Source organism: Pseudomonas sp. SB113, assembly GCF_040754745.1.
In the GTDB taxonomy this organism is placed as follows: domain Bacteria; phylum Pseudomonadota; class Gammaproteobacteria; order Pseudomonadales; family Pseudomonadaceae; genus Aquipseudomonas; species Aquipseudomonas grimontii.
The window spans coordinates 64362-76870 of the sequence record NZ_JBFMHW010000010.1 but is presented as its reverse complement, the minus strand read 5'-3'; the positions used below and the strand labels follow the sequence as shown (position 1 = coordinate 76870).

General features: G+C 60.9%; 14 protein-coding genes. 7 read left to right on the top strand and 7 right to left on the bottom strand.

Annotation, left to right across the window (positions count from 1 at the left end; all coding sequences use genetic code 11):
• Window positions 1-37 precede the first annotated feature (37 nt).
• Both AB1462_RS15255 and AB1462_RS15250 read right to left on the bottom strand, forming a co-directional pair.
• Window positions 38-787, bottom strand: coding sequence for a TerC family protein (locus AB1462_RS15255; protein ID WP_065926954.1), 750 nt, complete (start codon window positions 785-787; stop codon window positions 38-40).
• Between the two features lie 28 nt (window positions 788-815).
• Window positions 816-1067, bottom strand: coding sequence for a hypothetical protein (locus AB1462_RS15250; RefSeq protein WP_027603160.1), 252 nt, complete (start codon window positions 1065-1067; stop codon window positions 816-818).
• Window positions 1068-1201: 134 nt separating this feature from the next.
• Between AB1462_RS15250 and nhaR the strand changes: the two genes are divergently transcribed.
• Window positions 1202-2104, top strand: coding sequence for a transcriptional activator NhaR (gene nhaR, locus AB1462_RS15245; RefSeq protein ID WP_259194316.1), 903 nt, complete (start codon window positions 1202-1204; stop codon window positions 2102-2104).
• Window positions 2105-2108: 4 nt separating this feature from the next.
• Here the strand turns inward: nhaR and AB1462_RS15240 are convergent, their stop codons facing one another.
• Window positions 2109-3266: an MFS transporter gene (locus AB1462_RS15240; protein ID WP_367247151.1), complete on the bottom strand. Its 1158-nt coding sequence runs from the start codon at window positions 3264-3266 to the stop codon at window positions 2109-2111.
• A 232-nt stretch (window positions 3267-3498) separates the two neighbouring features.
• Between AB1462_RS15240 and sstT the strand changes: the two genes are divergently transcribed.
• Window positions 3499-4719 carry a serine/threonine transporter SstT gene (gene sstT, locus AB1462_RS15235; RefSeq protein ID WP_367247150.1) on the top strand — a complete coding sequence of 407 codons (1221 nt, stop codon included), beginning with the start codon at window positions 3499-3501 and terminating at the stop codon, window positions 4717-4719.
• A gap of 64 nt (window positions 4720-4783) precedes the next feature.
• Here sstT and AB1462_RS15230 read toward each other — a convergent pair whose 3' ends face one another.
• Window positions 4784-5293 (bottom strand): DUF1993 family protein, encoded by a 510-nt coding sequence (locus AB1462_RS15230; protein ID WP_367247148.1) that lies wholly within the window; start codon window positions 5291-5293, stop codon window positions 4784-4786.
• A 116-nt stretch (window positions 5294-5409) separates the two neighbouring features.
• Between AB1462_RS15230 and AB1462_RS15225 the strand changes: the two genes are divergently transcribed.
• Window positions 5410-6060 carry a DUF480 domain-containing protein gene (locus AB1462_RS15225; RefSeq protein ID WP_065926946.1) on the top strand — a complete coding sequence of 217 codons (651 nt, stop codon included), beginning with the start codon at window positions 5410-5412 and terminating at the stop codon, window positions 6058-6060.
• Between the two features lie 119 nt (window positions 6061-6179).
• Here the strand turns inward: AB1462_RS15225 and AB1462_RS15220 are convergent, their stop codons facing one another.
• Window positions 6180-6998, bottom strand: a complete 819-nt coding sequence (locus tag AB1462_RS15220; RefSeq protein ID WP_259194318.1) for a shikimate 5-dehydrogenase — start codon at window positions 6996-6998, stop codon at window positions 6180-6182.
• A 156-nt stretch (window positions 6999-7154) separates the two neighbouring features.
• On the opposite strand from AB1462_RS15220, the gene AB1462_RS15215 reads away from it, so the two are divergent.
• The 3 genes from AB1462_RS15215 (at window position 7155) to AB1462_RS15205 (ending at window position 8210) form a co-directional block, all read left to right on the top strand.
• A complete protein-coding gene (locus AB1462_RS15215; RefSeq protein WP_090402142.1) occupies window positions 7155-7511 on the top strand; it encodes a hypothetical protein in 357 nt (118 codons plus the stop codon).
• Window positions 7512-7744: 233 nt separating this feature from the next.
• Window positions 7745-7939: a hypothetical protein gene (locus tag AB1462_RS15210; RefSeq protein ID WP_003173044.1), complete on the top strand. Its 195-nt coding sequence runs from the start codon at window positions 7745-7747 to the stop codon at window positions 7937-7939.
• A 91-nt stretch (window positions 7940-8030) separates the two neighbouring features.
• Window positions 8031-8210 carry a hypothetical protein gene (locus AB1462_RS15205; RefSeq protein ID WP_090402140.1) on the top strand — a complete coding sequence of 60 codons (180 nt, stop codon included), beginning with the start codon at window positions 8031-8033 and terminating at the stop codon, window positions 8208-8210.
• A gap of 16 nt (window positions 8211-8226) precedes the next feature.
• Here the strand turns inward: AB1462_RS15205 and AB1462_RS15200 are convergent, their stop codons facing one another.
• The gene (locus AB1462_RS15200; RefSeq protein ID WP_090402138.1) at window positions 8227-9294 is read right to left on the bottom strand and encodes an AI-2E family transporter; all 1068 of its coding nucleotides are present in this window, start codon (window positions 9292-9294) and stop codon (window positions 8227-8229) included.
• Between the two features lie 161 nt (window positions 9295-9455).
• On the opposite strand from AB1462_RS15200, the gene yegQ reads away from it, so the two are divergent.
• On the top strand, window positions 9456-10775 hold the full coding sequence (gene yegQ / locus AB1462_RS15195; RefSeq protein ID WP_090402136.1) for a tRNA 5-hydroxyuridine modification protein YegQ: 1320 nt from the start codon (window positions 9456-9458) through the stop codon (window positions 10773-10775).
• Here the strand turns inward: yegQ and AB1462_RS15190 are convergent.
• Window positions 10772-12451 (bottom strand): methyl-accepting chemotaxis protein, encoded by a 1680-nt coding sequence (locus AB1462_RS15190; protein WP_259194319.1) that lies wholly within the window; start codon window positions 12449-12451, stop codon window positions 10772-10774. The genes yegQ and AB1462_RS15190 overlap by 4 nt on opposite strands.
• Window positions 12452-12509: the final 58 nt, after the last annotated feature.

Below are 12509 nucleotides of genomic sequence, written 5' to 3'. Positions count from 1 at the left end.
GCTCTTGTGAGCACAGCCGGCCTTTGGGGTTGCAGCGTTACTGCCGGGCAGCGAGCAGACGCTTGTGGCGGTTGCGCCGAGCGATGTTCAGGCACTCGATGGCCGCCGAGAAGGCCATGGCCGCGTAGACGTAGCCTTTAGGCACATGGGCACCGAAGCCTTCGGCGATCAGCGTCATACCGATCATGATCAGGAAGCCCAGGGCCAGCATCACCACGGTCGGGTTGTCGTTGATGAACTTGGCCAACGGCTCGGCCGCCACCAGCATCACAATCACCGAGGTCACCACGGCAATGATCATGATCGGCAAGTGCTCGGTCATGCCCACCGCCGTAATGATGCTGTCGATGGAGAACACCAGGTCGAGCAAGAGGATCTGCCCGATGGCCGCAGCAAAGCCAATGGCCACGACATTACCGGTGCTGGTCTTCTCTTCAGGCTCCGGGTCCATGCTGTGATGGATCTCGGTGGTGGCCTTCCAGACCAGGAACAGGCCACCGGCGATCAGGATCATGTCCTTCCACGAGAATGCCTGGCCGAGCACTTCGAACACCGGGGTAGTCAATTGCACGATAAACGCAATGGTGCTCAACAGGCCCAGGCGCAACACCAACGCCATGCTGATACCGATGCGCCGCGCCTTGGCCCGGTGCTTCTCGGGCAATTTGTTGGTGAGGATCGAGATAAAGATCAGGTTATCGATGCCCAGCACGATTTCCATCACGATCAAGGTGGCCAGGGCGATCCAGGCGGTGGGGCTGGCGGCCAGTTGTAAAAGGTAATCCATAGGTCAGTCCTGACGTTGTACTGGGAGATTAGGTTTCTTTGGTGTTCGATTCAGACTCGTTTTCTTCCTGATCGTCCTTTTTTTGTGGATTGATCAGGCCGTTTGTCGCTTCACTCAATGCCTGCTCGGCAGCCTTCTGGGTGTCATCGATGGCTTGCTTGGCCGACTCGGTGGCCTTGCCCATGACCTGTTGCGCGCTTTTTTCGACCTGATCGCAACCGCTGATCATCACCAATGAAAGCGCAAGCAACGATGCCGCGCCCAGGGAATTGAGTTTCATGATGTCTTCCTCGTTAGAACCATTGGGTCCAAATAGTGGCCCCGCGATAGCGAGGCATTCTATGCAGGCAAACAGTTCAGGAAAATTCGTATTTTTCTCGCATATACTTCGGTTTTTACGAAGTGATAGCCATCATGCTTAATTATCGACAGTTGCATTACTTCTGGGTGGTGGCCAAGACCGGCAGCATCGTGCGCGCCTGCGAGCAGCTGAACCTCACGCCCCAGACCATCAGCGGGCAGATCAGCCTGCTGGAGCAAACCTATGGGATTGCGCTGTTTCAACGGGTAGGCCGCCAGCTTGAACTCACCGAGGCCGGGCGCCAGGCCCTGCCCTATGCCGAACAGATGTTCCAGACCGGCAATGAACTGGAGGCAATGCTGCGCGCGCAGCCCAATGAGCAACAGATTGTGTTCCGCGTCGGGGTGGCGGATGTGGTGCCCAAGTCCATCGTGTACCGGTTGATCGCGCCGACCATGGAATTGAGCGAGCCACTGCGCATCACCTGCCGTGAAGATAAACTGGAGCGTTTATTGGCCGATCTGGCGATCCAGCGCCTGGACCTGGTGATCTCCGACAGCCCCATGCCCTCTCACCTGGACATCAAGGGCTACAGCCAGAAACTGGGGGAATGTGGCATCAGTTTTTTCGCCACCCAGGCATTGGCTGACAGGTACGCCGGTGATTTCCCACAGTGCCTGCATGGCGCCCCCCTATTGATTCCCGGCGCGGAAACCGTGGTACGCAGCCGCTTGCAGCGTTGGTTTGCCGAGCAGCAGATCCAACCCAGGATCATCGGCGAGTTCGATGACAGCGCCTTGATGCAGGCGTTTGGCCAATCCGGCAGCGGGATTTTCATCGCACCCAGCGTGATCGCCGATGAGGTGGTGCGCCAGTACGGCGTGGCGTTGATTGGCCAGACCGATGCCGTCACCGAGTCGTTCTACGCGATTTCAGTGGAGCGCAAGGTCAAGCACCCCGGCATCGTGGCGATTACCGAAGGTGCACGGCGAGAGTTGTTTACCGCCCTGCCCTGAGCGTTCAGGCGTTGGACGCGACCGCTTGCTTGGCGGTCATCAGCCACAGCGCCAGCAGGATCGACACCAGGATAAACCCGGAAGCCGCAAAGCCCAGGCTGCCCAGGCCGAGGGTGTCGATCACATGCCCGCCGACCATCGCCCCCAGGCCGATCCCCAGGTTGGCCCCGGCGATATTCAACGACGCCGCGAACGCCGGCGCATGGGGTGCGGCCTTCATCAACCGCACATGGCTGACCAGGAACATCGCCGCCTGGGTCACGCCCCACACCGCCATCGCCGCCGCCAGGCCGATCGTGGAGTGAATCGCCGGTACCAGCGCGACCATGCCGGCGATCATGAAACCGCAGAACACCATGGAGGCGATCAGCGGGTGACGGTCCACCGCACGCCCGCCCAAGGAGTTGCCAATCAGCCCGACCGCGCCAAAGCCCATCAGGCACCAACCCACCAGCGTGCCGTCGAAACCGGCCAGGCGCTCAAGGATGTCCGCCAGGTAGGTATAAGCCGTGAACATGCCGCTGAACACCAGGATCGACAGCAGGATATGGCCCTGCATCAGCGGGTTGCGCAGGATCTTGAATTGCGAGCGCAACGACACCTGGTCGTTCTTCGGCTGGGTCACCGGCAGGTAGATAAACAGCAGCAAGGCCTTGGCCAGCGCGACCACGGCGAGGATCGCAAACGCGGAACGCCAGCCGAACATATCGGAAATCAGCGTGCCCACCGGAATCCCGAACACCGTGGCGCAGACGATGCCGAAGCCGATCTTCTCGATGGCGCGTCCGGCGTATTCGGGGCCGACAATATCCACCGCCGTTTCACTCGCCAGGGCCCAGAACACTGGCAGGCCCAGGGCCGGGATCAAGCGCGCCAACGCCATCACCCAGATATTCGGCGCCAATGCGGCCACGGTATTGGCCACGCCGAACAGGATCAGGATGCTGATAAACAGACGCTTTCGTGGGAAACGGGCGCAGTACGCCGTCAGAAACGGACCAAAGGCCGCCACGGTAAACGCGAACAAGGTCACCAGCAGGCCGGCCTGGGACACACTGACGTTGAGGTCCCGGGCGATGGACGGCAACAGGCCGACGATAACGAATTCTGTGGTCAGCACGGTAAAGCCGGCGGCCGACAGCAGCAGGATGGGAAACAACATGAAAACTCCAGAAACGACGACATCAACGACAGCCCGAAGGGCCCGCTGACGGATAGGAAAGGTGAGAGGGATGAATCTTAACAGAGTATGTCCGGCTTTTGCGAAGCCCCGGCGACCCAATGCCGCAGCGGGCGGGACAGGTCCAGCAGCATGCTAGACTTCGCGACCTGCTTCCTACAGCCCTTTCCGCCTGCATTGCTGCGCCCTTAAAAAAACTAGAGACAACCTTTATATGACTACTGCCCCTTCTCTTTTCCAACGACTGGCTCGTATCAGCCAGGTCACGCAAATCGTCATCGGCTTGATCGCCGGCATCCTGCTGGCCTTGCTGTTGCCCGAGGCGGCCAAGGCCACCGGGTTTATCGGCAAGGTATTTGTTACCGCGCTCAAGGCCGTGGCGCCGATCCTGGTGTTTGTGCTGGTGATGGCGTCGATCGCCAACCATAAACACGGCCAGGAAACCCATATCCGGCCGATTCTGTTCCTGTATTTGCTGGGTACCTTTGCGGCTGCCGTGGTGGCGGTGATTGCCAGCATGTGGTTTCCCTCATCGCTGGTGCTTGCCACCCACGACGCAACCGTGAGCGCCCCCGGCGGCATCGGCGAGGTTCTGCAAAGCCTGCTGTTGAGCGTGGTGGACAACCCCGTCAGCGCGTTGATGAACGCCAACTTCATCGGCATCCTGGCCTGGGCCATCGGCATGGGCATTGCCATTCGCCATGCCAGCGCAACCACCCGCACGGTGCTCGATGACCTGTCCAACGGTGTGACCTTGATCGTGCGCGTGGTGATCCGCTTCGCCCCGCTGGGTATCTTCGGCCTGGTGGCTTCGACACTGGCCACCTCGGGCTTCGGCGCCCTGCTCGGCTACGCCCACCTGCTGGTGGTGCTGATCGGCTGCATGCTGTTCGTGGCACTGGTGGTCAACCCGGCCATCGTGTTCTGGAAACTGCGTCGCAACCCCTTCCCGCTGGTGCTGATGTGCCTGCGCGAAAGCGGCATCACTGCGTTTTTCACCCGTAGCTCGGCAGCGAATATCCCCGTGAACCTGGCCTTGAGCAAACGCCTGGGCCTGCATGAAGACACCTACTCGGTGTCGATTCCACTGGGTGCCACGATCAACATGGCCGGTGCTGCGATCACCATCACCGTGCTGACCCTGGCGGCCGTGCACACCCTCGGCATTGCCGTGGACCTGCCGACCGCCGTGCTGCTCAGCGTGGTCGCGGCGGTCTGTGCCTGTGGCGCGTCGGGTGTGGCCGGTGGCTCGCTGCTGCTGATTCCCCTGGCGTGCAGCCTGTTCGGTATTCCCAGCGAGATCGCCATGCAGGTCGTGGCCGTAGGCTTCATCATCGGTGTGCTGCAGGATTCGGCGGAAACCGCGCTCAATTCGTCCACCGATGTGCTGTTTACAGCAGCCGCCTGTCTGGGCAAGGAAGAGCAGTCGGCTTAAACGCCAGGCGTAAAAAAGCCCGGGGCGGTTCATGCTTGAACCACCCCGGGCTTTTTTTGGGTGCTTAGAAAGCGCCCATGTAGTCACGCTTGCCCACTTCCACACCGTTATGACGCAACAAGGCGTACGCGGTGGTGACGTGGAAGAAGAACTGCGGCAAGCCGTAGGTCAACAGGTAGGACTGGCCGCTGAAGCGCTTCTCTTTCGGCGTGCCTGGGCGAGTGATGATCTCGATGCCTTCCTTGCCGTCGATCTGTTCCGGCTTGATGGAGTCGACAAACGCCAGCACCTTGGCGATCAGTGCTTGCAGGTCGGCGAAGGTCACTTCGGTGTCTTCGTATTTCGGCACTTCGATCTCGGCCAGGCGCGCGGAAACGCCCTTGGCGAAGTCGACAGCGATCTGCACCTGGCGTACCAGTTGGAACATGTCCGGGAACAGCCGCGCTTGCAGCAAGGCGTTAGGGTCGATGTTCTTGGCCGTGACGTGGGCTTCGGCTTTGTTCAGCACATCGCTCAGGGCGGTGAGCATTTGCTTGAAGACCGGGATGGAAGCGGCGTACAGGGAAATAGTCATGGCAGTCTCATGGGTAATGGCAGGGTTGGAACCAGCGGCGATTATAGACACGCCAGGCGCTTGTCTTTTATTTTTTCCGGCTTACGCTAGTGCGTTCACAGCATAGGGAAAGCGCGATGACCGCCGAGCACGACACCGACACCCCTGAGCCGCGCCTGAACAGCACGGAAATTCGCGTCCTGGGTTGCCTGATCGAAAAACAGGCGACCAACCCGGAAACCTACCCCCTGACCCTCAACGCCCTGGTCCTGGCCTGCAACCAGAAGACCAGCCGCGAACCGGTGATGAACCTGAGCCAGGGCCAGGTTGGCCAGAGTCTGCGTGCACTGGAAGGCCAAGGCTTCACGCGTCTGGTGATGGGCAGCCGCGCCGACCGTTGGGAGCATCGCGTGGACAAGGCGCTGGAACTGGTACCGGCCCAGGTGATCCTGACCGGGCTGCTGTTCTTGCGTGGGCCGCAGACGGTCAACGAACTGCTGACCCGCAGCGGGCGCATGCATGACTTCGAAGATGCCGAGCAGGTGGTGCACCAGTTGGAACGCCTGATTGCCCGCGGGCTGGCGCTGCTGGTGCCGCGCCAGGCGGGGCAGCGGGAAGATCGCTATACCCATGCGCTGGGCGATCCGGCGGACATCGAGGTGATTATCGCCGCACGGGGAAGCCCGGTGGAACGCTCTGCCGGCGCAGTCTCGCTGGATCGTATCGAAGAGCTTGAAGCGCGAATTGCAGCTCTGGAAGAGCGGTTGGCGCAACTGGAACAGGCCTGACGCGGTAAAAATGTGGGAGGGGGCTTGCTCCCGATAGCGGTGTATCAGGCAATGAAAGTGTTGACTGACCCAGCGCTATCGGGAGCAAGCCCCCTCCCACATTAGAGCAGCAGTGGCCTTCAGTTGCGGGCGAAGGCTACCGCCGCCTGGAACTGTTCATCCGTAGGCCGCACGCCGGTATAAAGCACAAACTGCTCCAACGCCTGGATCGCAATCACCTCCAGCCCGGTAATCACCCGCTTGCCTTTGGCACGACCGCGCACGATCAATGGTGTTTCGGCGGGGATCGCTACCACATCGAAGACAGTATCTGCTGCATCCACGGCATCCGCCTCAAACGCCAGGGCATCCGCCTCGGCCCCGCCCGTCATGCCGATGGGCGTCACGTTGATCAGCATCTGCGGGCGCAGTTCACCCAGCCCAGCCCGCCATTCGTACCCCAGGTTCCGGGCCAATGCCCGCCCTGCTGCCTCGTTGCGCGCCACGATCACGCCATTGGCATAGCCACCGTCGCGCAAGGCGCTGGCCACGGCCTTGGCCATGCCGCCGCTGCCACGCAGGGCAAAGGTCGAGTCTTTAGGCACGGCATGCTTTTTGAGCAATTGTTCGATGGCGATGTAGTCGGTGTTGTAGGCCTTGAGGTGCCCGTCGGTGTTCACGATGGTGTTGAGGGAGTCGATGGCTTGAACCGAATCGTCCAGTTCGTCCACCAAGGCAATGGCGGCTTCCTTGAAGGGCATCGACACCCCGCAACCACGCACGCCCAATGCACGGATACCACCTATCGCGCCGGGCAAATCCTGGCTGCTGAAGGCTTTATAGTAAAAGTTCAGACCCAGCTGTTCGTACAGGTGGTTATGAAAACGCAGGCCAAAGTTCCCGGGACGCGCCGACAGTGACATGCACAACTGGGTGTCCTTGTTGGGGTGCATCTGCATGGATAACTCCTTTGAGTAAGCAAATCGGTACAGACCTTACACAACCTTTACCTATCGGCCGTGCTGTTTTTCAGAAATACGTTGTCTTAAAAGTATCCCCGCGACATTACTTGAGTCTATTGATTGCAGACCACAAGCGCAGGGGCTAACCGAGGAATGACCATGATTCGTACAATCCCCAAGATCGCCTTGCTGGTAGGTGCACTCGCTATGGCAGGCCAAGCCTCCGCCCACGGTGGTGGTGGATGGGGTGGCCCAGCCGTCTTGGGTGCGCTGGTCGGCGCCGCCGTAGTGGGCTCCGTGGTTGCCAGCCAACCCCGTGAGGTCTATGTGCAGCAGCCGGTCTATGTGCAACCGCAGCCGGTGTATGCCGCGCCGCCGCCGGTCTACTACGCACCACCGCCACCGGTGTACGTGCAACAGGAAGTTTATTACCGCCCGGCGCCGGTCTATTACGGTCCACCGCGCGGCTACTATGGCCCTCCCCACGGCTACTACCGCCGCGGCTGGTAAGTCTCAACCGTCACACATGAAACAGGCCTCGCCCACTCGCGGGGCCTTTTTTTGTGGGTAACGTCCGGATTTATCCTGCCAAGGTCGCTCTGAGGACAATGCCCAGACTGCAATCCCACACTATTAAGGTCGAAAGTCTACTTGCCCGAACGGGGCTCACGCTGTCATGTTTGTGTCACGACACACTCTCACTATCAATCCTGTCCACTCAATAACAACAAGGACGACTGACCATGCCCACACAAAACCCGCATCGCACCGCTGGCCTCTGTACGTCCAGCAAGGTCTACAGCGCCCTCACGGAGCTCAAGCACCTGGAAGGCCACCGCAGCGCCAAGTTTCTCGCGCTGCTGGCGGAAAACCTGGTGCGCAAAGGCCTGCTTAATGAGCAGGAAGTGGTGAGCATGCTCGATCAAGTGGTCGACTGACGCCTTCCGTTGATGTCGACTATCGAGCCAGATGATTTTTCCTGAGCGCCCGCGCCCCGTAAGGTGACCTCCATAGCGATTGGAGGTTCTTATGCCCACTGTTCAAATCATGTCCGTCATTGGCAGCGCCGTCCCCGCCCCGCTCCGAGAGCTGGGTTTGCTCGCCTGCTGGTACCTGGTTCGCGACGGCGAAGCCATCAGCGGCCCGCTGACGACTAAAGAAGCAGCAGAGAAGCAGTTGCAAGCTACAAGCTACAAACTTAAAGCTTGAAGCTTGAAGCTGCCCCCTACGGCAACGGCAGCTTGACCCGCGGCTTGCTTTCGACAAACAGCGCCCAACTGGACATAAACAGCGCCGCCACCAGCGGCCCGATCACAAACCCGTTGAGGCCGAATACCGACAGGCCGCCCAGGGTCGAGATCAGAATCAGGTAGTCCGGCATCTTGGTGTCCTTGCCCACCAGGATCGGTCGCAGCACGTTGTCCACCAGACCGATCACAAACACGCCGAACAGGCCCAACACCACGCCCTGCCAGATCGAACCGCTCAACAGGAAGTAGGCCGCCACCGGCCCCCACACAATCCCCGCACCTACCGCCGGCAGCAGTGACAGAAACGCCATCAACACCGCCCAGAGCAACGCGCTGGGAATGTCCAGAAACCAGAAGATCAAACCACCCAGCGCGCCCTGGGTCACGGCCACCAGCACGTTGCCCTTGACCGTCGCACGCACCACCCGATTGAACTTGAGCTGCAACCGACGCTTCTGCGGCTCGGCCAACGGCACCGCCGTGCGTACCTTGCGCACCAGTTCCGGGCCGTCGCGCAGCAGGAAGAACAGCAGGTACAACATGATGAAAAAACTCACCAGGAAATCAAATGTGCCCTGGCCGAAGCTGAACGCCTGGGTGGCAAAGAACTGGCTGCCCTGCATCGCGCTCTTGACGATCTTCTCGCGCAGCCCTTCCAGATTGCCCATGCCGAAACGGTCCAGCAGGTGCTGGAAGTATGGCGGCAGGAAGTTCTTGAACTGCTCGATATAGCCGGCCACATCCAGTTTGCCGCTCTCGACATTTTTATAGAGTGTGGCGCCCTCTTGCACCAGCAGAGCGCTGGTAATGATCACCGGCAGAATCGCGATCACCAGGCACACCATCAAGGTGGTCAGGGACGTCAGGTTGCGGTTCCAGCCGAAGCGCTGCTGCAGGCGGCGCTGCATCGGCGCAAAGATGATGCCGAGGATCACCGCCCAGAACACCGCACCGTAGAACGGCAGCAATATCCAGATAAAGGCGACGGTCACCAGGGCCAGCAGTAACAGCAGGGTCTTGAATTGCAGGTTGGTTTGATTCATGTCCGATCCATGTCAAAAAAGCAGGCCGCGCGTTTGCGTCCAGCTGCTTAGTCCACCGCAAATCCTGGGAGTGCCATCTTTGTTGCGGTAAGCGTAGACCCAGATCAATAAAGCCCGGCACACGTTCGGCTACGCTCGCGGCCTTTTGCGACCTGATCCCCATGCCTCTCGTCCTTGCTCCCGAACTGCTCGCCCCCGCCGGCACCTTGAAAAACATGCGCTACGCCTTCGCCTACGGCGCCGACGCGGTCTACGCCGGCCAGCCGCGCTACAGCCTGCGGGTGCGCAACAACGAGTTTGACCACGCCAACCTGGCGCTCGGCATCCAGGAAGCCCACGCGCTGGGCAAGCGGTTCTACGTGGTGGTGAACATCGCTCCGCACAATGCCAAGCTCAAGACGTTCCTCAAGGACCTCGCCCCGGTGATCGCCATGGGCCCGGATGCGCTGATCATGTCCGACCCGGGCCTGATCATGCTGGTGCGCCGGCACTTCCCGATGATGCCGATCCACCTGTCGGTGCAGGCCAATACGGTGAACTGGGCCAGCGTGGAGTTCTGGCAGCAGCAAGGGATTTGCCGGGTGATCCTGTCGCGGGAGCTGTCCCTGGAAGAAATCGGCGAGATTCGCCAGCAGGTGCCGGCCATGGAGCTGGAAGTGTTTGTGCACGGCGCCTTGTGCATGGCCTATTCCGGGCGCTGCCTGCTCTCCGGCTACATGAACAAGCGTGACGCCAACCAGGGCACCTGCACCAATGCCTGTCGCTGGAAATACCAGGCTACCCCGGCGGTGGAAAACGCCACGGGCGATATTGTCCAGGTGTATCAACCGGAACCCACACTGGGAATCGGCGCGCCTACCGACCAGGTCTTCCTGCTGCAGGAAGCCAACCGCCCCGACGAGCAGATGCCCGCCTTCGAGGATGAACACGGCACCTACATCATGAATGCCAAGGACCTGCGCGCCGTGCAACATGTGGAGCGCCTGACCCACATGGGTGTGCATTCGCTGAAGATCGAAGGCCGCACCAAATCGCATTTCTACTGCGCACGCACGACCCAGGTGTATCGCCAGGCAATCGATGATGCCGTGGCCGGCCGTGCGTTTGACCGCAACCTGATGACCAACCTGGAATCCCTGGCCCAACGCGGCTACACCGAAGGTTTCCTGCGCCGCCATGTTCACGACGAATACCAGAACTACCAGAACGGCAGCTCAGTGTCCGAGCGCCAGCAGTTTGTCGGCGAGTTGACCGGTGAGCGCCGTGGCGAGCTGGCCGAGGTCAAGGTGAAGAACCGCTTTGCGGTGGGCAATCACCTGGAACTGATGACACCCGCCGGCAACTTCCACTTTGACCTGGCCAGCCTGCACAACACCAAAGGCGAAGCCATCGACGTGGCGCCTGGGGATGGGCACACGGTGTATGTGCCCCTGCCGGCCGAGATGGATTTGCGCTTTGGCCTGTTGATGCGCGACGTCTAGATCCTGAACTGACCGACCAATTGCCCCAGCCGCTGACCAAGGTCCGCCAGACTGCGCGAGGTCTGGGCGCCCAACTGCGTTTCATCGGCCACGCTGTCCACCGCCACGGCAATCTGATGCACGCTGCGGTTGATCTCTTCGGCGACGGCGGTCTGTTCTTCGGCGGCGCTGGCAATCTGCGCGTTCATCGAGTTGATGGTGCCGATCAACTGGGCCATGGTGTCCAGGGACGCCCCGGCTTCGTTGGCCTTGGCCGAGGTGCCATCGCCCGCATCGCTGGAGCGGCGCATCGCATCCATGGCAGCCTCGGTGCCTTTTTGCAGGCGGTCGATCATGCCCTGGATTTCCTGGGTGCTGGTTTGCGTGCGGCTGGCCAGGGCGCGCACCTCGTCGGCGACCACGGCAAAACCACGCCCGGCCTCCCCTGCCCGCGCGGCCTCGATCGCTGCGTTGAGCGCCAGCAGGTTGGTTTGTTCGGCAATCGAGCGGATCACGCCGAGCACGCTGACAATCGACGACACATCCTGCTTTAGGCTGTCGAGGGATACGCCACTGCTGCGGATGTCATTCACCAATGCGTGGATCTGCGCGATGCTACCGTCCACCACGCGCTTGGCGGCCTGGCCTTCGGCGTCGGTCTGTTGCGCGGCCACGGAGGCGCCTTGGGCACTGCGCGCCACTTCTTGCGCAGCGGAGGACATCTGGTTGATGGCGGTGGCGACTTGGTCGGTCTCGTGACGCTGGCGCTCCATGGCCTGCTCCGAGCGCTGGGCCTGGTCCGACACCTGGCTGACCAGGCCGGTGAGCTGGGTAGTCATCTCGGTGATCTGGCGCACCAGGCCGTGGATTTTGTCGACAAAGCGGTTGAACGCACCGGCCAGGTCACCCAGCTCGTCCTGGCTGGTGATGGCCAGGCGGCGAGTCAAATCGCCTTCGCCGGCAGCAATGTCGTCGAGGTTGGCTTTCATCAAATGCAGCGGGCGCAGGATGGTGTTGGCCAGCAAGATGCCGGCGGCGGCGATCACCAACAGCACCACCACGGCCACGCCGAGGATGCTCAGCAGCACGCCTTCCATGCGCTTCTCGACCTTGGCCTCAACCACCGCCACTTGGGCTTCGATGCCATCCAGGTTCACCGAGGTACCGATGACCATGTCCCACTTGGGCAGATATTCGGTGTAGCCCATCTTGGGCACCAACTCGGTCTGGCCGGGCTGGGTCGAGCTGTATTGCAGGTAGTGGGTGCCGTCCTTGCCGACCTTGACCAGGTCGCGGTTGACGTAGACACCGTTGGGATCACGGTTGTCCTTGAAGCTCTTGCCCACGCCGTCGGGGCTGTTGCCCTTGAACAGACGGATGGTCTCGGAGTCGTAGCCAAAGAAGTAACCGTCCTTGCCGTAGCTGGTGTTGGACAGCAGCTTGACCACCTCGGCCCGCGCCGCCGTATCGCCGGGCGCGGCCGCGTCGTAGAGCGGCTTGATGGTGGTCATGGCCACTTCCACATAGCTTTGCAGGGTGGCCTTGGCGTTATTGAGCAAGCGCTGGCGGGTTTCATCCACCTCGTTGCGCGCTTGCCCCTGGAGGATCCACACGGTGGTCAGGCTGATCACCACGGCGAACAGCAACACCGGCACAACGGCGAGGGACAGGACTTTGGCCTTCAGACTCAGACGCATGGCTTTTCTCTCTTATTTGGCGACTTGAGAGGTTATCGGCCTGCGGCGGTGAATCTGT